This is a genomic window from Methylobacterium sp. D53M, from assembly GCF_053345625.1.
The window spans coordinates 54,158-74,235 of sequence record NZ_JBKFAL010000013.1 but is presented as its reverse complement, the minus strand read 5'-3'; the positions used below and the strand labels follow the sequence as shown (position 1 = coordinate 74,235).

At 72.8% G+C, this 20,078-nt stretch carries 19 protein-coding genes and 1 riboswitch; of the genes, 9 read left to right on the top strand and 10 right to left on the bottom strand.

Annotated elements, in window-relative coordinates:
- Nucleotides 1–20: 20 nt before the first annotated feature.
- The 4 genes from cobW to ACLBYG_RS18450 are packed head-to-tail and all read right to left on the bottom strand — an operon-like array spanning nt 21 to nt 2,397.
- Entirely contained in the window at nt 21–1,055 is a 1,035-nt protein-coding gene (gene cobW / locus ACLBYG_RS18465; RefSeq protein WP_447682362.1) for a cobalamin biosynthesis protein CobW, read from the bottom strand.
- Nucleotides 1,052–1,453, bottom strand: a complete 402-nt coding sequence (locus ACLBYG_RS18460) for a DUF1636 domain-containing protein (RefSeq protein WP_447682361.1) — start codon at nt 1,451–1,453, stop codon at nt 1,052–1,054. The genes cobW and ACLBYG_RS18460 overlap by 4 nt, the downstream gene beginning before the upstream one ends.
- The gene (locus ACLBYG_RS18455) at nt 1,446–2,198 is read right to left on the bottom strand and encodes a CbtA family protein (protein ID WP_447682360.1); all 753 of its coding nucleotides are present in this window, start codon (nt 2,196–2,198) and stop codon (nt 1,446–1,448) included. The genes ACLBYG_RS18460 and ACLBYG_RS18455 overlap by 8 nt, the downstream gene beginning before the upstream one ends.
- A 16-nt stretch (nt 2,199–2,214) precedes the next feature.
- Nucleotides 2,215–2,397: a CbtB domain-containing protein gene (locus tag ACLBYG_RS18450; RefSeq protein WP_447682359.1), complete on the bottom strand. Its 183-nt coding sequence runs from the start codon at nt 2,395–2,397 to the stop codon at nt 2,215–2,217.
- Nucleotides 2,398–2,432: 35 nt separating this feature from the next.
- Nucleotides 2,433–2,627: riboswitch (cobalamin riboswitch) on the bottom strand.
- 161 nt (nt 2,628–2,788) lie between these two features.
- Here ACLBYG_RS18450 and ACLBYG_RS18445 point away from each other — a divergent pair.
- The gene (locus ACLBYG_RS18445; RefSeq protein WP_447682358.1) at nt 2,789–4,153 is read left to right on the top strand and encodes a discoidin domain-containing protein; all 1,365 of its coding nucleotides are present in this window, start codon (nt 2,789–2,791) and stop codon (nt 4,151–4,153) included.
- A 22-nt stretch (nt 4,154–4,175) separates the two neighbouring features.
- Here the strand turns inward: ACLBYG_RS18445 and ACLBYG_RS18440 are convergent, their stop codons facing one another.
- The 4 genes from ACLBYG_RS18440 to secG all read right to left on the bottom strand — a co-directional run bounded on the left by ACLBYG_RS18440 (nt 4,176) and on the right by secG (nt 8,498).
- Entirely contained in the window at nt 4,176–5,768 is a 1,593-nt protein-coding gene (locus ACLBYG_RS18440) for a S10 family peptidase (RefSeq protein ID WP_447682357.1), read from the bottom strand.
- Nucleotides 5,768–6,220, bottom strand: coding sequence for a DNA polymerase III subunit chi (locus ACLBYG_RS18435; protein WP_020094625.1), 453 nt, complete (start codon nt 6,218–6,220; stop codon nt 5,768–5,770). The genes ACLBYG_RS18440 and ACLBYG_RS18435 overlap by 1 nt, the downstream gene beginning before the upstream one ends.
- 58 nt (nt 6,221–6,278) lie before the next feature.
- Nucleotides 6,279–7,907 (bottom strand): CTP synthase, encoded by a 1,629-nt coding sequence (locus tag ACLBYG_RS18430; protein WP_020094624.1) that lies wholly within the window; start codon nt 7,905–7,907, stop codon nt 6,279–6,281.
- Nucleotides 7,908–8,063: 156 nt separating this feature from the next.
- Nucleotides 8,064–8,498, bottom strand: a complete 435-nt coding sequence (secG, locus tag ACLBYG_RS18425) for a preprotein translocase subunit SecG (RefSeq protein WP_042672232.1) — start codon at nt 8,496–8,498, stop codon at nt 8,064–8,066.
- 305 nt (nt 8,499–8,803) lie between these two features.
- Here secG and ACLBYG_RS18420 point away from each other — a divergent pair, with 305 nt between their 5' ends.
- Entirely contained in the window at nt 8,804–9,262 is a 459-nt protein-coding gene (locus tag ACLBYG_RS18420; protein WP_447682356.1) for a nuclear transport factor 2 family protein, read from the top strand.
- 55 nt (nt 9,263–9,317) lie between these two features.
- On the opposite strand, the gene tpiA is transcribed toward ACLBYG_RS18420, so the two are convergent.
- Nucleotides 9,318–10,079: a triose-phosphate isomerase gene (gene tpiA / locus ACLBYG_RS18415; RefSeq protein ID WP_020094621.1), complete on the bottom strand. Its 762-nt coding sequence runs from the start codon at nt 10,077–10,079 to the stop codon at nt 9,318–9,320.
- A 186-nt stretch (nt 10,080–10,265) separates the two neighbouring features.
- On the opposite strand from tpiA, the gene ACLBYG_RS18410 reads away from it, so the two are divergent.
- The 7 genes from ACLBYG_RS18410 to ACLBYG_RS18380 all read left to right on the top strand — a co-directional run bounded on the left by ACLBYG_RS18410 (nt 10,266) and on the right by ACLBYG_RS18380 (nt 18,089).
- A complete protein-coding gene (locus ACLBYG_RS18410) occupies nt 10,266–12,167 on the top strand; it encodes a peptidyl-prolyl cis-trans isomerase (RefSeq protein ID WP_447682355.1) in 1,902 nt (633 codons plus the stop codon).
- Nucleotides 12,168–12,170: 3 nt separating this feature from the next.
- Nucleotides 12,171–13,691, top strand: a complete 1,521-nt coding sequence (gene trpE / locus ACLBYG_RS18405) for an anthranilate synthase component I (protein ID WP_447682354.1) — start codon at nt 12,171–12,173, stop codon at nt 13,689–13,691.
- A gap of 106 nt (nt 13,692–13,797) precedes the next feature.
- Nucleotides 13,798–14,412 carry an anthranilate synthase component II gene (locus tag ACLBYG_RS18400; protein WP_026605172.1) on the top strand — a complete coding sequence of 205 codons (615 nt, stop codon included), beginning with the start codon at nt 13,798–13,800 and terminating at the stop codon, nt 14,410–14,412.
- 34 nt (nt 14,413–14,446) lie between these two features.
- Nucleotides 14,447–15,484: an anthranilate phosphoribosyltransferase gene (trpD, locus tag ACLBYG_RS18395; protein WP_447682353.1), complete on the top strand. Its 1,038-nt coding sequence runs from the start codon at nt 14,447–14,449 to the stop codon at nt 15,482–15,484.
- Nucleotides 15,481–16,368: an indole-3-glycerol phosphate synthase TrpC gene (trpC, locus tag ACLBYG_RS18390; RefSeq protein ID WP_447682352.1), complete on the top strand. Its 888-nt coding sequence runs from the start codon at nt 15,481–15,483 to the stop codon at nt 16,366–16,368. The genes trpD and trpC overlap by 4 nt, the downstream gene beginning before the upstream one ends.
- 3 nt (nt 16,369–16,371) lie before the next feature.
- Nucleotides 16,372–16,863, top strand: a complete 492-nt coding sequence (moaC, locus tag ACLBYG_RS18385; protein ID WP_056528122.1) for a cyclic pyranopterin monophosphate synthase MoaC — start codon at nt 16,372–16,374, stop codon at nt 16,861–16,863.
- Entirely contained in the window at nt 16,860–18,089 is a 1,230-nt protein-coding gene (locus ACLBYG_RS18380; protein ID WP_447682351.1) for a molybdopterin molybdotransferase MoeA, read from the top strand. The genes moaC and ACLBYG_RS18380 overlap by 4 nt, the downstream gene beginning before the upstream one ends.
- Nucleotides 18,090–18,092: 3 nt before the next feature.
- Here ACLBYG_RS18380 and ACLBYG_RS18375 read toward each other — a convergent pair whose 3' ends face one another.
- On the bottom strand, nt 18,093–19,877 hold the full coding sequence (locus tag ACLBYG_RS18375) for a hypothetical protein (RefSeq protein ID WP_447682350.1): 1,785 nt from the start codon (nt 19,875–19,877) through the stop codon (nt 18,093–18,095).
- Nucleotides 19,878–20,078 lie beyond the last annotated feature (201 nt).

Here is a 20,078-nt window from a genome sequence, read left to right as displayed (position 1 = left end):
GCGGGCGTGCGCGACCGGCCTCATCCCGCGATGGCCGCCGCGACGGCGTCCTTGTCGAAGCCTTTGAGGCCGATCACCACCAGCGTCCCGTCGCGGGCTTCCCCGGCCCGCCAGGGGCGGTCGAAATGATGGGTCACGCGTCGGCCGACACCCTGCACGACGAGGCGCATCGGCTTGCCCTCGACCTCGGCGAAGCCCTTGATGCGCAGAACGCCGGCGGCCTCGGCCGCCGCCTCGACCCGGGCCGCGAGATCTCCCGCGGTCACCGCCGGGCGCACCGGCAGCGCGACCGTCTCGAAATCGTCGTGGTCGTGGTCCTCGCCCTCGCCGTGATGCGAGGGGCGGGCGTCGAGATCGTCCTCGGCGGCCGCGCCGAGGCCGAGCAGAACCCGCGGGTCGATGGCGCCGTTCTCGGTCTCCACGACCTTCACGGCGCGGGGCAGGTGCCCCTCGACCTCGGCGCGGACCCGCGCCCGCGTCGCGGCGTCGATCAGGTCGGCCTTGTTGACGACCACGAGGTCGGCGCAGAGGAGCTGGTCCTCGAACACCTCCTCCAGGGGGTTGTCGTGGTCGACCGACTGGTCGGCGGCGCGCTGGGCCGCGAGGGCCTCCGGATCCTCCGCGAAGGCGCCCGAGGCCACCGCCGGGCCGTCGACCACCGCGACCACGCCGTCGACGGTCACCCGCGAGCGGATCGCCGGCCACTGAAACGCCTGGACCAGCGGCTTCGGCAGGGCGAGGCCGGAGGTCTCGATCAGGATGTGCTCCGGCGGCTCGGCGCGGCCGAGCAGGGTCTCCAGCGCCGGCACGAAATCGTCCGCGACCGTGCAGCAGATGCAGCCGTTCGGCAGCTCGACGATGGCGTCCTCGGTGCAGCCCTCGACGCCGCAGGCGGCCAGGAAGGACTTGTCGAAGCCGATGTCGCCGAACTCGTTCACCAGGATCGCGAGGCGGCGCCCCTTGGCGTTCTCCACCACGTGGCGGACGAGGGTCGTCTTGCCGGCCCCGAGGAAGCCGGTGACGATGGTGCAGGGGATCTTGTTCACGAGGGTCATTCCGCGGGCTCCAGGGTGCCGGCGGGGACCGGGCGGGGTTCTGGGAAAGGGGGGATGCGGGCGATCACGCCCTTGCGGAACGCCTCCGGACGCTCGCGCCAGGGCACGATGCCGTCCGGGGTCGCCGCGTAGGCCGCGAGCCCGCCGAGGATGATCTCGGCCGAGGCGGCCGGATCCATGTCGCCGTAGACGTAGGTCCAGCGGTCGGCCGCGGCGACCGCCACGGTGCAGGGCCGCTTGCAGACCGACAGGCATTCGACCGCCTCGACCCGCAGGTCCGGCGTGGCGCCGCTCCGCGCCCGGAGCGCCTCCAGCAGGCGGGCCCCAGCGCGGGGCCCGGCCGGATCGTCGTCTGGGCGTCGGCAGGTGGTGCAGACGTAGAGCACGGTCTCAGGCACGGGCCGCCCCCCGATCAGCGCCACGGGCGAAGGCCTGCCACGCCCAGCCGAGCCCGAGTCCGATCAGGATCCAGAACACGAAGCTGATGGCGAGCGACCGCGCGGCGAATTGCGCGGCGAGCGCGGCCGGAAGTTCGGACGCGGCCTCGGGCGCCTGCGGGGCACCGACGACGTGCGGCGCGATAATCAGGACGAGCCCCCCGAGGATCGTGATCAGCGCGCGGCGTATCGTGATCAGGTAGAGCCCCATCCCGGTCGCCGCGGCGGTCATCACCCACCACGCCTGCCGCGTCGCGAGCGGGGCCGCCGCGCTGCCGGGCAGTTCCGGCGGCAGGCCGAGGCCCGGCGCGAGGGCGACGCTGGCGAAGGCGGCCACCGCGAAGGCGAGGCCGACCTGCGGCGTGGGCTCGCGGCCGCAGGCGAGCATCACCGCGCCGAGCAGCAGCGCGTAGCCGACGCCGCCCACGAGGGTCGCGAGCCCGGTGAAGGCCATCCGCGGCAGGCCGGGCGCAGGCTGCCATTCCGGCGCGGCGTCGGGCGCGGCGTGGTCGTGCCCGGCATGGGCCAGCACGATCGGGAACGCCCTGACCGGGAGCGCCTTGGCAGCCCGGTTCGGCGCCTCCTGCTGCTCGTAGCGCTCGGCCGCGACGATCAGCGGCGAGGTCAGCGTGAGTTCGAGGCCCGTCACGATGGCAGCCGCGAAGAAGCCGGCGGCGAGGGCCGCCGACAGGAGCCGGATGATCATCCCTGGTCCGGGGACGTCAGTGGCAGGGGAAGTTCTGGGTGTGCCGGAAATCGTGCGCCGCGTTGTGGAGCGCGATCGCCGGCGAGAAGCCCGCCATGAACAGCAGGCCGAGGCCCAGCACGGCCGCGAGTGCGACGGCGATCGGGCGCTCCGCGGCGCGGGTGCCGGCGGCGACGGGGGCGAGGGTTTGCGTCGTCATCAGAAGCGTCTCCAGCCGCCCCACCGGCGGCATTGCGGGATCCTGTCGCGACGGCAGGTCTCCTGGCTCGCGGCTCGGCGCGCCCACCGCCTTCCCGGATCGCTCCGGTGGCGCTTGGCGGGCGCTCGCCGCTCACAGTTGCGGGGGCAGCCGCGGAGTCGGGGCTTCAAACCCCTCACCGCATTCCCTTTTCACCCCGTCTCCGGGGCACCGTCGCCCGGCCGTTGTAGACGCATGACCGCCGGGACACAACGGAGCGGCGCCGGATCGCGGCCGTTTCCCGCGCCCGCCCCGCGATCGGGGCGGGCTTGACGGCCGCGCCCCGGAGCGGGCACCGCCGCACCCGATACCCGCCCGGCCCCGGCGCGGGCGCTGAACTCCCGGAGACCCGATGGCCCCGACAGACGATCCGACCCCGGTCCTCGTCGATCTCGCGGCCGGCCGTGAGCCGCGGATCGTCTCCGATGCGGGCACGGGAACGACGTGGCTCGAGGTCGACCTCGGCGGCCGCTTCCCGATCCATTCCGTCGCCCTGCGGCCGGGGGAGGGGGCGGTTCCCGCGGAGCCCGGCGACGTCGCGGTGGCGGTCTCGCAGGACGGCGTGACGTGGGCCGAGCCGGACCTCGCCGGCTGGACCGCGACCCCGGACGCCCTCGTCGCCGCGATCGTCCCCGACGAGCGGGCCTGGGCGCGCGCGGTCCGGATCGCCGCGCCCGAACCGGCCCGGATCGCCGGCATCGGCATCCGCGCCGACGAGGCCGCGGTCGACCTGATCGCGCTGCGGGCGATGCTCGGCCTCGACGTGACGCTCCTGAACGAGAAGCCCGGCGCCAACGTCTACGTCACCTACGCGCTCCAGTCGGCGCCCGACCGCGCCAGCCATGCACTGGTCGGCCTGTCGCTGTTCGAGAACGGCGCCTTCGGCAACTGCCTCGTCCAGTACATCATCGCGGTGTCCATCGCGAAGTCGCTCAACCTGAAATACATCAAGGTGCCCAAGGTCGACCGCAGCAAGGTGATCTTCCTGACCGAGCGGCTGACCTGCGACGGCATCACCTTCATCCCGCCGGACGAGCCGCTGCCGGCGGACGGCTACTTCCTGTCGGGCCTGTATTTCGACCCGACGCAGTTCGAGCGCGTGACCGCGCTGCGGGGACCGGCGGATTCGCGCGCGATCGTGCAGAGCGTGATCCGGCCGCTGTTCAACGGTCTGCCGAAGAACTTCCCGGTGAAGCCCCACGACCAGCTCCTGATCCACATCCGGTCGGGCGACATCTTCAGCACCTGGGTCGATCCGCACTACCCGCAGCCGCCCTTCGCGTTCTACCGGATGGTCATCGACCGGCTCCTGGCCGAGGGCCGGATCCGCTCGGTCAAGCTCGTCTTCGAGAACAGGCTGAACCCGGTCATCGCCGAGGTGGAGGCCTACGCGGAACGGCGCGGCCTGCCGGTGGAGATCCAGAGCGAGTCGCTGATCTCCGACGTCGCGGCGCTGGTGAACGGCCGCTACCTCGTCTTCGGGCTGGGGACCTTCGGGCCGGGGATCTGCCACCTCTCGGACCACGTCGAGCAGGTCTTCTACTTCGCGTCGAACTGGCCGCAGGGCTTCCAGTCGATCCCCACGATCGGGAAGGTGGTCGAGGTCCGCGATCTCGAGGGCCGCTACATGAAGGTCGGCGAGTGGCAGAACACAGACGCGCAGCGCCGGACGATGGTGGATTACCCGGCCGAGGCCCTCGCCTTCGACGACGCGTGACCGGCGCGGCGGGCCGGAGGCGCTACGGCGCCGTCCGGAGAAGCTCGGCGGGGGCTCCGGCCGGACGGGTCGAGCCGGCGTCGCGCACCTTCAGGGCGTCCGTGTACATCCGCTCCACGTCCGTCCGGAAGGCGGCGCGCGAATCCGGACGCGTGTAGAACATGTGCCCGCCCGGATAGACCGCGAGGCTCAGGCGGCCGGCGGCGTAGGCGGGGACCTGCGCCAGCAGGAGCTTCGAGGCGAAGTAGGGCGTCACCAGGTCGGTGAAGCCGTGCGCCACGAGGACGCGCAGGTTCCCGTCGAGCGCCAGATCGCCCTTCAGGTTCGACAGGACCTCGGGCGCCTGCCGGCCCGAGCCCCAGCTCCAGCCGCGATTGACGGCGTTGTTCAGGAGCTCGTAGCGCATGTTGGTCACCGGCCATTTCAGCGTCCGCGCGTAGAGGTCGAGCATCGCGCTCGTCAGCGGTGCCTGGAGGGCGGTGAGCTGGGGATCCTCGAAGCTCGACTGGGCGGCGTCCGGGTTCGGGTCCCAGCCGGTGATGCCGGTGTCGTAGGCGCTGGTCACGCGCCCCTCGGCGCGGTCGATCTCGCGCTGGACGCTCCGGGTCGAGAGGCGCGCCGCCTGGGCACGCACCAGGGCGGGGTCGAGACCGACGAGGGGCGCGACCTTCTCGGTCATCCGGGCGACGGCGGCCGTGTCGCTCGGCCCCTTGAGCAGGTCGCTCAGGTACGGGCCCGAGGCGTAGGCCTCCGCGTCGCCGAGCAGGGTTGGCGTCGGCACCGTGCCGGCCCGCTCGAGCGCGCCCGCCGCCAGCGAGGGCAGCTTCAGCACGTAGCCCCACGGATTGGTCCGCGGCGTCTCCAGCCACGCGAAATCGAGCACCGGCGAGAGCAGCACCATGCCGGACAGGCCGACGCCGATCTCCTCCTGGAGCTTCTCGGCGATCAGCGGGCCGCGGAAGCCGCCGTAGCTCTCGCCGACGAAGAATTTCGGGCTCGCCATGCGGTCGTTGACGCGCAGGTAGCGCGCGATGGTCGCCGCCAGGGTCGAGGCGTCGGTATCGATCGACCAGTAGGCCTTGCCGTTCCCGTCCGCAGCCCGGCTGTACCCGGTCCCCACGGGGTCGAGGAAGACGAGATCGGTGAAGCCGAGCCACGTCCCGTCGTTGGGCGTCAGCGTCACCGGCTGCGACGGGCTGATGCTGTCGCCGCCGACCGGAAGCCGCCAGGGCCCGATTGCCCCGATATTGAGATAGGCTGAGGCGGCGCCCGGGCCGCCATTGACCGCGAAAGTGACGGGACGCTCCCGGCCGGCCTGCGGCGCCATCGTGTAGGCGACGTAGGCGATCTCGGCCTGCAGCTTGCCGGCCTCGTCGACGAGGGGCAGGCTCCCGGCCGTGGCGGTGAAGTCGAGGGTCCGGCCGTCCGGCAGCGTCACGCTCTGCTTGGTCGTCGAATCGGGCGGCAGGCGGCGTCCCTCCGGTCCGCGCTGCGCCGGTTTGCTCTCCGCGGGATGGCCGTGCGGCGCGTCCTGGGCGAGGGTGACCGGGGGCGCGGCGAGAGCCAGGGCGAGGGCGAGCGCGGCGCGCCCGAGACGTGCGTGGGGGGCCACCATCAAGCCTTCTTGTTCCAGCGTCCGGACTCGTCCTGCTGCCAGTAGGCCACCGCGTGACCGGCGTCCTTGGCCTGCTTCCACTGCTCGCGGGCGCGCAGCAGCGCGTCCTGGTCGGTCCCGTCGAACAGGATGCAGATCCGCTCGTACTGCCCGGCGTCGGGCGGCAGGTCGGCGCCCTCCACCAGGAAGCGGATCGAGGCGGTGTTGGGATTCACGTCCCGGAGCGTGAGCACCACCGGCTGGCTCGCGGCGTCGGGCTCGCGGTCGGTGCCGTGCGGCAGGAAGCTCTCGTCGGAATAGGTCCAGAGGTGGTCGTCGAGCGCCTGCAGGCGCTCCTCGCTCGCCGCCTGGATCGCGGCCTGCCAGCCGCGGTCCAGCGAGCGCTCGACGAGGTTCGGCAGCACCTTCTCCAGGGGCTGCCGCTGCATGTGGTAGAAGAGGATCTCGGTCACGGCTCCGAGGATATAGGGCCGCGGGCCGCCGCGCGAGCAGCGGCGCGCCGCCGCGGCCTCAGACCAGGCGGCTCTGCTCGATCGCGGCGCCGACGAAGCCCTTGAACAGCGGGTGCGGCTCGAACGGGCGCGACTTCAGCTCCGGATGGAACTGCACGCCGATGAACCACGGGTGCCCGACATGCTCCACCGTCTCGGGCAACAGGCCGTCGGGGGACACGCCCGAGAAGCGCAGGCCCTTGGCCTCCAGCCGCTCGCGATAGGCCATGTTGACCTCGTAGCGGTGGCGGTGGCGCTCCGAGATCTGATCGGACCCGTAGATCTGGGCGATCTTGGACTCGGGGTCGAGCTTCGCCTCGTAGGCGCCGAGCCGCATCGTGCCGCCGAGATCGCCGGCCGCCGCGCGCCGCTCCAGCTCGTTGCCGCGCAGCCACTCGGTGAGCAGGCCGACCACCGGCTCGGCGGTGTCGCCGAACTCCGTGGAGTTGGCCTCCGGCATCCCGGCCAGCGAGCGGGCCGCCTCGATCACCGCCATCTGCATGCCGAAGCAGATGCCGAGATAGGGGATGCGCTTCTCGCGGGCGTAGCGGGCCGCGCGGATCTTGCCCTCGGCCCCGCGCTGGCCGAAGCCGCCCGGCACGAGGATCCCGTTGAGGCCTTCGAGGAAGGGCGCCGGATCCTCGCGCTCGAACACCTCGGCCTCGATCCACTCGAGATTGACCTTCACCCGGTGGCTGATGCCCCCGTGGGTCAGCGCCTCGGTTAGCGACTTGTAGGCGTCCTTCAGCCCCGTGTACTTACCCACGATGGCGATCGAGACCTCGCCCTCGGGATTGCGCACGCGCTCGGCGATGGTCTGCCAGCGGCCGAGATCCGGCTCCTCGCCGTGCTCCAGGCCGAAATGGCCGAGCACCTCCCGGTCGAGGCCGGCGGTCCGATAGGAGAGCGGCACCTCGTAGATCGAGGCCACGTCGAGGGCCTCGATGACCGCGGTCTGGCGGACGTTGCAGAACAGCGCGAGCTTGCGCCGCTCGTCCATCGGGATCGGCCGGTCGCAGCGGCAGAGCAGGATGTCGGGCTGGATGCCGATCGAGCGCAGCTCCTTCACGGAGTGCTGGGTCGGCTTGGTCTTCAGCTCGCCGGCGGACGGGATGTAGGGCAGCAGCGTCAGGTGGACGTAGCAGCAGGTGCCCCGCGGCAGCTCCTGCCCGAGCTGCCGGATCGCCTCGAAGAACGGCAGGCCCTCGATGTCGCCGACCGTGCCGCCGATCTCCACCAGCACGAAGTCGAAGCTGTCGTTGCCGTCGAGGACGAAGTCCTTGATCGCGTTGGTGACGTGCGGGATCACCTGGATCGTGGCGCCGAGGTAGTCGCCGCGGCGCTCCTTGGCGATGATGTCCTGGTAGATCCGGCCCGTCGTGATGTTGTCGGCCCGGCTCGCCGGAACGCCGGTGAAGCGCTCGTAATGCCCGAGGTCGAGGTCGGTCTCGGCGCCGTCGTCGGTGACGAACACCTCGCCGTGCTGCGTCGGGCTCATCGTGCCCGGATCGACGTTCAGGTAGGGGTCGAGCTTGCGCATCCGGACCCGGTAGCCGCGGGCCTGGAGGACCGCCGCCAGGGCCGCCGAGGCGAGGCCCTTGCCGAGGGAGGAGACCACGCCGCCGGTGATGAAAACGTACCGCGTCATGGGCCTCGGTCCATAAAGAAGCTGCTGGCATTTGCCAAACGACGGAGGCCCCGGCCCGCGCATGGGCTGGGGATCGCGGAACGCATGGCGTGGACCGGCCGAGCGCCGGTCCGTCGGGACAAGGGTCGGACGCTGCGCCGCTCGCGGCGCGCGCCGTCAGCGCGACTGCGGCGCGTCCGGAACCGCCGGCTGGGCGGGGGCCGGCTGCGCGGGAGCCGGCTGGGCCGGGGCGTTCGCGGGCGCCCGGTCCTGCTGCTGGCGCAGCGTGTCGAGCAGGTTGTCGGCACCGGTCGGCTGCTTGGCCGGCTGTCCGGACGTCTGCGGCGCGCCCGTGTCGAGAATCGACTTCGGCGCCGCCGAGCGATGCGACAGGATCGCGAGGGTCAGGCTGGTGGCGAAGAACAGGGCCGCCAGGATCGCGGTGGCCCGCGTCAGGGCGTTGGCCTGGCCGCGGCCGGTCATGAACCCGCCGACGCCGCCACCGCCGCCACCGCCGCCGAGCCCGAGTCCGCCCTCGGAGCGCTGGAGCAGCACGACGCCGATCAGCGCGAGCACGATGATGAGGTGGACGACGATCAGGACGGTCTGCATCGGTGTTCCGGGATCTTCTTCAGCGCCGCGCGCCGGCAGCGGGCACCGGAAGACGAACGCACGAGGGCCGGGGCCCGCGATCGTCCACGAACCGCCCCGACGCACGGGCGTGCGGCGGGGGCTTCGGGGGACGCTTCGGGCGGACCGGCCGGAATTCGGCGACGGCATACACCACCGGTCGCCCGCCGCCAACCTGACGCGCGCGGCCGACTGTCCGCTCCGACCCTCGCCTTCGTCGGCGCACCGTGCTCTCTGCCGGGGCAGGGCGGCCGACCGAACGCGCCGCCCGGTCCGGGAGGCAAGCCATGTCCGTGTCACGCCGTGCGGCGCTCGCCGCCGCCATCGCCGCACCCGTCCTGATCCGCCCGGGCTCCGGCTCCGCGGCCGGAACCGATGCCTCCGGCCGGGGCGCCGCGGTCGAGCAGGCGGTCGACGCCCTCACCAAGGCTCTCCTCGCCGCCGACGGTCCGGCCCTCGACGCCCTGACCCTCGACGGGCTGAGCTACGGCCATTCCAGCGGTCAGGTGCAGGACAAGGCGGCCTTCATCGAGACGCTGACCAGCAAGCGCTCGACCTTCCCGAGCATCACCCTGTCGGACCGCTCCGTGTCGGTGGTCGGCGACGACGCCATCGCGCGCCACGTCTTCACCGGCGAGGTGGTCTCGGGCGGCAAGACGTCGCCGGTCCATATCGGCGTGATGCAGGTCTGGCACAGCGACGGCGGCCGCTGGCGGCTGCTCGCCCGGCAGGCCTTCAAGATCTGACGGTCGCGCGGCGCGTCTGTCGCGCCGCGCCCAGCCAGGCTTCGCGGGCCCGCGCTCAGGCGTAGGCGGCGCAGATCCCCAGGAAGTCTTCCGCCACGAGGCTCGCGCCGCCCACGAGCGCGCCGTCGACGTTGTCCACCGACAGGAGTTCCTTGGCGTTCCCGGGCTTCACCGAGCCGCCGTAGAGGATGCGGATCTTCTGCGCCTCGTCGCCGACGAGCTTGTCGAGCATCTCCCGCAGGGAGGCGTGGACCTCGGCGATGTCGCGCGGCGTCGGCGTCCGCCCGGAGCCGATCGCCCAGACCGGCTCGTAGGCGATCACCGTGTCGGCCGCCGTCGCGCCCTTCGGCAGGCCGATGGCGAGCTGAGCGCGGACGATGTCGAGGGCGCGGCCCTGCTCGCGCTCCTCGATGGTCTCGCCGACGCAGACGATGCCGCACAGGCCGGCGCGGCGGGCGCCCAGCGCCTTGGCGTGGACCCCGTCGTCGGTCTCGTGATGGTAGGCCCGGCGCTCGGAATGGCCGACGATCACGTACTTGGCGCCGAGATCGGCGAGCATCTCGGCCGAGATCGAGCCCGTGAAGGCGCCGCTCGGCCGGGCGTGCAGGTTCTGGCCGCCGATCGCGATCGGCGATCCGGCCGCCGCCGCCACGCAGGATCCGATCAGCGTCGCCGGCGGGCAGATCAGCACGTCGATGCGCGACGCGAGGTCCGGCGAGAGCCCGTCGCGAATCGCCTCGACAACCTGGATGGATGCCCGGGTCCCGTTCATCTTCCAGTTGCCAGCGACAAGCGGTTTGCGCCCAGACTGCGTCATTCCTGCCCTCGCTCCGCCGCGGCTTTCTCGAAGTCGCCGGGGCCTACCAGAGCGAGCTTGAGCGTGCAAACGGCCGGGACCGCCCGAGCCTTTGCCTGTGGACGCGAATGGTCTATCGCGGTCGGCTCTCAGGGACAGCGCCGGCCCGGTGACGGGGCGGCTGCCGAAGGTACTCGATCACAGACCATGCTTCAGGGCATCCGCAACGCCAGCCAGCACTGGCTCGGCAAGATCGTCTTGACGATCATCTTCACGCTGCTGATCGCCGGTGTCGGCATCTTCGGGGTGGAGGAGTTCTTCCGCGGCGGCGCGAGCAACAAGGTGGCCACGGTCGGCAGCACGCCGATCACGGCCGAGCAGGTGCGCCAAGCCTACCAGAACCAGCTGCAGCGCTATCAGACCCAGCTGAAGCGTCCGCTGACGCCCGACCAGGCGCGGATGCTCGGCCTGGACCGGCAGGTGATGTCCCAGCTGATCACCGAGGCCGCCCTCGATCAGAAGACTCACGATCTCGGCCTCACGGTGCCGGATTCCTCGGTGATCAAGGCGATCCACGAGGAGAAGAGCTTCCAGAACCAGCAGGGTCAGTTCGAGCCGCAGCTCTTCTACCAGACCCTGCAGCGCGCCGGCCTCAACGAGGCCCTGTTCGTGCGCGAGCAGCGCTCGGTGATCGCCCGCCTCCAGCTCGCCGAGGCGGTGTCGTCGGATCTGCACGTGCCGCTCGCCATGCGGGAGGCCGTCCATCGCTACACCACCGAGCGCCGCGCGGCCGCCTACCTGATGCTGACGCCCTCGGTGGCTGGCCAGATCCCCGAGCCGAGGGACGACGAGCTGAAGACCTGGTACGAGGCCAACAAGTCCGGCTTCCGGGCGCCGGAGTTCCGGGCGGCCAACCTCCTCGTTGTCGAGCCCGAGGCGATGGCGAAGCCCGACGCGATCACCGAGGCCGACGCCCGCGCCGCCTACGCGCTGAACAAGGACCGCTACGGCACGCCCGAGAAGCGCACGATCCAGCAGATCGTGTTCCCCGACGCGGCCGCCGCCGAGGCGGCCCGCAAGGCGATCACGGACGGCTCCAAGACCTTCGACGCGGTGGCGGCCGAACGCGGCACCGACGAGAAGGACCTGACCCTCGGCACGCTGACCAAGAGCGAGCTGTTCGACAAGGCCGTCGCCGACGCCGCCTTCGCGCTGCCCGAGGGCGGCGTGAGCCAGCCGGTCCAGGGCCGGTTCGGCACCGTGCTGCTGCGCGTGACCAAGATCGAGGCCGGGACGGTGAAGCCGTTCGAGGCGGTGGACGGCGAGATCCGCAAGGCCCTCGCCCTGGCCCGCGCCCGCGACGCCATGGAGACCACCCGCGACGCGATCGAGGACCAGCGGGCCGGCGCCAAGCCGCTGGCCGACATCGCGGCCGAGCGCGGCCTCAAGGTCGTCGCCGTGAAGGCGGTGGACGTGAACGGCAAGGGGCCGGACGGGCAGCGGATCACCGACATCCCGGACCCGGAGACCACCCTGCCGGCCCTGTTCCGCGCCGAGATCGGCGGCGACAACGAGCCCCTGCGGACCAAGACCGGCGGCTATGCCTGGTACGACGTCACCGGGATCGACGCCGCCCACGACAAACCCCTCGACGAGGTCAAGGACGGCGTGAAGGCCGGCTGGACCGCGACCGAGATCGCCAAGCGTCTCCAGGCCAAGGGCCGCGAGCTCGTCGAGAAGATCAACAAGGGCGAGACCATGGAGGCCGCCGCCCAGGAGGTCGGCGTCAACCTGCAGGAGGCGCAGGATCTCGCCCGCAACCAGGCCAAGGACATGCTCACGGCCGACGTCGTGAACCTGATCTTCGCGACCCCGGTGGGCAAGGCCGGCACGGCGGCCGCGGGCGATTCGCGGGCGGTCTTCAAGGTCACGGCGGCGACGGTGCCGGCCTTCGTGGCCGACAGCCCGAGCGACAAGCAGATCACGCAGAGCTTTCAGGCGGCGCTCGCCGACGACGTGCTGTCCGAGTACATCGGCGAGGTCCAGAAGAACGCCGGCGTGAAGGTCGATCCGGCGGCCCTGCGGCGCGCCATCGGCGGCGAGTACTGAGGCATGGCCGACGCGCCCGATTACGCGGCCTTCGCGGCGCGCTATGAGGCCGGGCAGCCGAGCCTCGTGGCGGTGAGCCTCGTCGCCGATCTCGAGACGCCGGTGGCGGCGTTCCTCAAGCTGCGCGCCGGCCATGCCGGGCCGGCCTTCCTGCTCGAATCGGTCGAGGGCGGCGCCGTCCGCGGCCGGTACTCGATGATCGGCCTCGATCCGGACCTGATCTGGCGCTGCCGGGCGGGCGCGCCCGCGATCGCGCGCGGGGCCGATCTCACGCGGTTCGAGCCGGATTCGCGGGCGCCGCTGGCGAGCCTGCGGGCCCTGATCGCCGAGAGCGCCATCGGCGAGTCGGACGGCCAGGACCTGCCGCCGATGGCCGCCGGCCTGTTCGGTTACCTCGGCTACGACATGGTCCGCGCCATGGAGCGGCTGCCGGAGCCGAACCCGGATCCACTGGGCGTGCCGGACGCGATCCTGGTGCGCCCCCGGGTGATGGTGGTGTTCGACTCGATCCGCGACGTCATCACGGTCGTCTCGCCGATCCGGCCCGCCCCCGGCACCGCGGCCCGGGCCGCCTACGAGGACGCGCTGCAGCGCGTCGACCGGGTCGCCGCCGCCCTCGAGGGCCCGCTGCCGATCGAGGCGCGGGTGGACCTGTCGACGGTCGCCCCGCCCGAGCCGGTCTCGAACACGCCGCCGGACGATTTCTTCGCCATGGTGGCGCGCGCCAAGGAGTACATCGTCGCGGGCGACGTCTTCCAGGTGGTGCTGTCCCAGCGGTTCTCGGCGCCGTTCACGCTGCCGGCCTTCAGCCTGTACCGCTCGCTCCGGCGGACCAACCCGGCGCCGTTCCTGTGCTACCTCGATTTCGAGGGCTTCCAGATCGTCTGCTCCTCTCCGGAGATCCTGGTGCGGGTGCGCGACGGCGTGGTCACGGTCCGCCCGATCGCGGGCACGCGTCGCCGCGGCGCGACCCCGGCCGAGGATACCGCCCTCGCCGAGGAGCTGCTCGCCGACCCGAAGGAGCGGGCCGAGCACCTGATGCTGCTCGACCTCGGCCGCAACGACGCCGGCCGGGTCTCGCGGATCGGCAGCGTCCGCGTGACCGACTCGTTCTTCATCGAGCGCTACAGCCAGGTCATGCACATCGTGTCGAACGTCGAGGGCGACCTCGACCCGCGCCACGATCCACTGGACGCCCTGGCGGCGGGATTCCCGGCCGGCACGGTCTCGGGCGCCCCGAAGGTGCGGGCCATGGAGATCATCGACGAGCTGGAGCGCGAGAAGCGCGGGCCGTACGCGGGCTGCATCGGCTATTTCGGCGCGCGGGGCGAGATGGACACCTGCATCGTCCTGCGCACCGCGGTGGTGAAGGACGGGACCATGCACGTCCAGGCGGGGGCCGGGATCGTCTACGATTCCGATCCCGCCTCCGAGCAGCAGGAATGCGTCAACAAGGCCAAGGCGCTGTTCCGGGCCGCCGAGGAGGCAGTGCGCTTCGCCGCGCAGGCGAAGCGCGGGCAGTAGCGCGGGCCGTAGGGCGGACGCGCGGCTGCGCCGCCGACCGACGCCGACGGTTGACCGCGCGGGTGCGAGCGGTCACATCGCCTGCATGCCCGAGCGTGCCGCCGCGATGCCCAACGTCCTCGTCATCGACAACTACGATTCCTTCACGTGGAATCTCGTGCACCTGATCGGGCCGCTCTGCGGCACGGTCGAGGTCGCGCGCAACGACGCGCTCACGATCGCCGACATCCGCGCCAAGGCGCCCGACGCGATCGTGCTGTCGCCGGGGCCGTGCACGCCCACGGAGGCGGGGATCTGCCTCGACGTGGTCCGCGACCTGTCCGAGGAGATCCCGATCTTCGGCGTGTGCCTCGGCCTCCAGGCGATCGGCCAGGCCTTCGGCGGCGACGTCGTGCGCGCGCCGCTGCCGCTCCACGGCAAGGTCTCGACCATCCGGCACGGCGCGCGCGGCCTGTTCCGCGGCCTGAACGACAGTTTCGAGGCGACGCGCTACCACTCCCTGGTGGTCGACCGCGCGACCTGCCCGACGGCCCTGCGGGTCACCGCCGAGGCCGACGGCCTGATCATGGGCCTGGAGCACGCCGACCGGCCGCTCCACGGCGTCCAGTTCCATCCCGAGAGCATCCGGTCGCAGCACGGCACGGAGATCGTGAAGAACTTCCTCGATCTCGCCGCCGCCTGGAACACGGCGCGTGACAGGACGCGTGCCGACGTGCATTGACGCCGGGGGCCGGGGCGGCCCTCCGTTAGAACCCATGGACAGCTTCAGACCCCATCTCGCGAAGGTCGCCGGGGGCCTCGCCCTCGACCGCGCCGAGGCCCGCGCCGCCTTCGACGACCTGCTGTCGGGCGAGGTCACGCCGGTCCAGGCCGGCGCCTTCCTGACCGCCCTCAAGGTGCGCGGCGAGACCGTCGAGGAGATCGTCGGCGCGGCCGAGGCCATGCGGGCGCGCATGACCCGCGTCGCGGCGCCCGCGAACGCCGTCGACGTCGTCGGCACCGGCGGCGACCATTCCGGCAGCGTCAACGTCTCCACTCTGGCGGCGATCGTCGTGGCCGCCTGCGGCGTGCCGGTGGCCAAGCACGGGAACCGGGCGGCGACCTCGCGCTCCGGCGCCGCCGACGTGCTCGCGGCCCTGGGCGTGCGGCTCGGGCTCGACCCCGCCGCGCAGGCCCGCTGCCTCGCCGAGGCCGGACTCTGCTTCCTGTTCGCGCAGGCCCACCACCCGGCGATGCGCCACGTCGCGGCGGTCCGGTCCGAACTGCCCGTGCGGACGATCTTCAACCTGCTCGGCCCGCTGAGCAACCCGGCCGGCGTCGGTTACCAGCTCTTCGGCGTCGCCCAGGAGGCGCTCGCGGAGCCGCTGACGCGGGTCCTGGCCGAGCTCGGCAGCCGCCGGGTCTGGACCGTCCACGGGTCCGACGGGCTCGACGAGATCACCGTCACCGGTCCGACGCGGGTGGTCGCCCTCAACGAGGGGCGGCTGTCCCACTTCACCATCGACCCGCGCGACTTCGGTCTGGCGCTGCGCGCGCCCGAGGAGCTGCGCGGCGGCGACCCGGCCGACAACGCGCGGTCCCTGGAGGCCGTCCTGGCGGGCGCGCGGAACGCCTACCGGGACATCGCGGTCCTCAACGCGGGGGCGGCGCTCGTCGTCGCGGGGGCCGCGCAGGCCCTGGCGGACGGCGTCGCGCAGGCGCAGGATGCCGTCGATTCCGGGGCCGCCCGGGCGACGCTCGCCCGCCTCGTCCGGGCCTCGAACGACCACTCCAACGGGCAGGAGGGCCGATGAGCTCGCTGACGCACGAGGCGACCCCGGAGACCTGCGCCGGGACGCCGACCGAGCGGCCGAACGTCCTCGCCCGCATCGAGGCCTACAAGCGCCGCGAGATCGCCGAGGCGAAGCTGCGCGTGCCGCTCGCCAAGCTGGAGCGGAAGGTCGCGCAGGCGGAGCCGGTGCGCGGCTTCGCGGCGGCGATCCGGAGCCATCTCGGCGCGGACCGCCCCGCGCTCATCGCCGAGGTGAAGAAGGCCTCGCCCTCGAAGGGCCTGATCCGCGCCGATTTCGACCCGGCAAGCCTCGCCGCCGCCTACGAGGCCGGCGGCGCCACCTGCCTGTCGGTGCTGACCGACGAGCCCTCGTTCCAGGGGCGGCCGGAGTACCTGACGGCGGCGCGCGCGGCCTGCGGGCTGCCCGTCCTGCGCAAGGATTTCCTGTTCGAGCCCTATCAGGTCTACGAGGCCCGGGCCTGGGGCGCCGACTGCATCCTCGTCATCATGGCCTGCCTCGACGACGACGAGGCCGTCGCCCTGGTCGAGACGGCGCACCTCCTCGGGATGGACGTCCTGGTCGAGGTGCACGACGAGGCCGAGCTGGCGCGGGCCATCCCCCTCTGCACGGCGCTGATCGGCATCAACAACCGCAACCTCAAGACCTTCGAGGTCTCGTTCGAGACCGCGATCCGGCTGGCGCCGGGGATCCCGGCGGACCGGATCGCCGTGGCCGAGAGCGGGATCGGCGACCACGCCGACGTGGTCCGGCTGCGCGACAACGGCCTCGGCGTGGTGCTGGTCGGCGAGAGCCTGATGCGGCAGCCGGACGTCGCGGAGGCGGCCCGCGCCCTGCTGTTCGGCGCCGCGGAGGCCAAGGGCGGCAAGCCGCGGAAGAAGGCGTAAGGCATGCGGCCGGGCTCGACGCTGACCCATCTCGACACCAGCGGCGCGGCCAACATGGTCGACGTCACCGACAAGCCCGCCACCGACCGGACCGCCCGGGCGGAAGGCCAGATCGTGATGAGGCCGGAGACCCTGGCCCTGATCCGCGAGGGCGACGCCAAGAAGGGCGACGTGATCGGCACGGCCCGGCTCGCCGGCATCATGGCGGCCAAGCGCACCCACGAGCTGATCCCGCTCTGCCACCCGCTGCTGCTGTCGAAGGTGCGGGTCGAGTGCGAGCCCGACGACGCGCTCCCGGGCCTGCGCATCGCCGCCGAGGTCCGGGTCCAGGGCCCGACCGGCGTCGAGATGGAGGCGCTGACCGCCGTCTCGGTGGCGTGCCTCACGGTCTACGACATGGTGAAGGCGGTCGATCGCGGCATGCGGATCGAGGGGATCCGGCTGACCGCCAAGGACGGGGGCCGCTCGGGCACCTACCGGGCCCCGGCGGAATGAGCGGCCTGATCCCGGTCGCCGAGGCGCTGGCGCGGGTGCTCGCGAGCGTCGCCGCGCCGGTCGAGCCGGAGACCGTCCCGCTGGCGCAGGCCTGCGGCCGGACGCTCGCCGCGGACGTCGTCGCCTCACGGACCCAGCCGCCGTTCCCGGCCTCCGCCATGGACGGCTACGCCGTGCGCGGCGCCGACGCCGGGGAGGTCGGGGCGACCCTGCGGCTGATCGGCGCCAGCGCGGCCGGTCACGGCTTCTCCGGCCGCATCGGCCCGGGCGAGGCGGTCCGGATCTTCACCGGGGCTCCGGTGCCGGAGGGCGCGGACGCGATCCTGATCCAGGAGAACGCCGCCGCCGAGGCGGGCGCGGTGCGCGTCCTGGAGCCCGTGGAGACGGCGCGGTTCATCCGCCGGGCCGGCCTCGACTTCACCGCCGGCGAGACCCTGATCCCGGCCGGCATGAGCCTCGATGCGCGGCGGCTGGCGCTCGCCGCGGCGGCCGGTCATCCGCGCCTCCCGGTCCGCCGCCGACCGCGCGTCGCGATCCTCGCCACCGGTGACGAGCTGGTGGAGGCGGGCGCGACGCCCGGCTGGGACCAGATCGTCGCCTCCAACAGCCTCGCGCTCGGTGCCCTCGCCGCGGAGGCGGGCGCCGACATCGTCGATCTCGGCATCGCGGGGGACGACCACGACGCCCTGGCGGACGCGTTCCGTCGCGCCCGCGCGGCGCGGGCCGACCTGCTGATCACCCTCGGCGGCGCCTCCGTCGGCGACCACGATCTGGTTCAGGCCGCGCTCGCCAAGGAGGGGTTGGAGCTCGGCTTCTGGCGGATCGCCCTCCGGCCGGGCAAGCCGCTGATGCACGGCCGCCTCGGCGACATGCTGGTCATCGGGCTGCCGGGCAACCCGGTCTCGTCCATCGTGTGCGGGCTCCTGTTCGTGGTGCCCGCCATCCGCGCGCTCCAGGGTGATCCGCGGGCCGGCGCCGACCGGAGCGAGCCGGCGACGCTCGGCCGCGACATGCCGGAGAATGACGGCCGGGCCGACTACATGCGGGCGAGCCTCGCCCTCGAGCCCGACCGTCTACCGGTCGCGACCGCCGAGCGGCGTCAGGACTCGTCGATGCTCGCCGTACTCGGACGGTCCGAAGCCCTGCTGATCCGCACCCCGCACGCGCCGGCCGCGCGCGCCGGCGATCCCTGCCGGATCATCCGCCTCGATCGGCGCCTGCTCTGATCATCAGGGCGCGACGCGCCAGACCTTGAGGGGACCGGGCACGTCCAGCGGCACGAGGCGCGCACTCCGGGCCGCGCCCGCGGCGAGCCGCGTGGCGAACGCCGTCTCCGCCTGGAGGTTCTCGGCCGGCCGGACCGGGCAGGCGACGAGGTAGCGGACGTCGAACGCCGTCAGCACCCGGTCGAGGTCGGCCTCGGTGCCGCCCAGCCCCTCGATCGCCGCTTTGAGGCCGGGAATGGCCCGGTGATAGGGCGCGGCGACGATGCTGTGCGGGGTGCGGAGGAGGATCGACGGCCCCATGAAGATCGGGGCGAGCACGGTGCCTTCCGGCAGGTGCGCCAGGGGGCGGACCGCGGCGTCGCCGAGGCAGGCATTGGTCTCGGCCGCGTCGGGCGCGTTGCGCAGGCCGGGCGCGAGGGTCTCCGCCAGGAGCGCCGGGATCATCCAGAGGCTGCTGACCATCGCGGCGCCGAGGAGCGCGACGGGCCAGCGCCGCGCCCCGGCCGGCAGGGCTGCCCGTGCCAGCGCGCGGTCGAGGACTACGCCCGCCACCAGCGGCACGAAGCCTGAGACGATGTAGAGTCCGCGGAACTGCGCGATGCCGAGGATCAGCCCCGGCCACAGGAACAGCGCGACCACCGACCAGGCCCGGCGTTCGGGGCCGCGCCACGCCATCGCGGTGGCCGTGAGGCTCGCCAGGATCACGACCGGGTAGAAGACCAGCGCCTCCCACTGGCCGCGGGCCACGAATTTCGCCAGCGGCGCCATCTCGTTGACCGTGAGCAGCCAGTGGATCCGCACCAGCGGCGGCATGTCGGGGAACGGGCCGCCGAGGCAGGACGGGAAGGCGGCGGCGAACCCTGCGAGCAGGACGCTGCCCGCGAGGCCCGCCAGGGCGAGGCGCGCCGGGACCGTCGAGAGGCGCTCGCCCGCGGCGGCGGCGATCGCGGCGAGGGCGAGGCCGCCCAGGGTGAGCCAGAGCCAGGGTGGCGAGAGCGCGTCACAGTGGGAGACCCCCCAGAGCGAGGGGGCCGTCTGGACGGCGAACAGCGCGGGGGCGGCGAGGCCGAGACCCAGGCCGAAGCCCGCGAGCGACGCCAGCGCGGGCCGTCCGCGCAGGCACCAGTCGCCCGTGAGGAAGAGCGCCGCCAGCGCGACGAAGGGCAGGCCCTCGAGCCCGATCGCCAGCGACACGGCCGCCAGGATCCCGCCGATCAGGCCGGGTCGCAGGCCGCCGCGGATCAAGCAGAAGGCGAGACCGAGGATCGAGAGAATCTGCAGATTGTGGTGGTCCACCCGCCCGGCCTGGAACTGGATCGTCACACCGAAGGTCTGCGCGGCCGCGATCAGGGCCAGGAGCGCGGCACGGCTGCCGAAGCTGTGCCGGACGCCGCGATACAGAAGCCAGCCGTAGAGCCCGAAGAGCAGCACGGGCCAGAGTGCCGCCGTCAGGCCCTCGGCGAGCGCGGGGCCCGTCAGGGGCGTGAGCGCCAGGATCAGGCCGGCGATGGGCGCGTCGACGAGGCGCGACCAGTGGCTCGGCACGCCGCCCGGGGACAGGAATCGGTACTGGACGTTGTCGTACCAGCCCTGGCCGGCCAGCAGGTCGCGCACTTCCACGAGGCGCATCGCGTCGTCGGTATCCGGGACGCGCAGGTGCTGGACGGTTTCCCAAACCGCGTGGGGCGCGTTCATCGTCGCGATGCAGAGGGCGGCGAGGATCCACAGCAGCGTGCGGGCCTCGATCCGCCCGCGCGGTCGGGAGAGGGGTAGCGCCGGAGCCGGCATGGTTGGTGGATCACCCGGGCGGGCGGTCGATGCCCTCGCCGGCATGCTCGCGCGGTTCCGCTTAACGCGCGGTCAAAGGGCACCGGATGCGCGGCCCGGCCGTCGATCCGGCCCCGCGGCGCCAGCGATTCCTTAACCACGACCGGGCATCCTGGCGACCGGTCGGCGTCCTGCGCGTCGCGCGCCGCACCAATCGCCGGA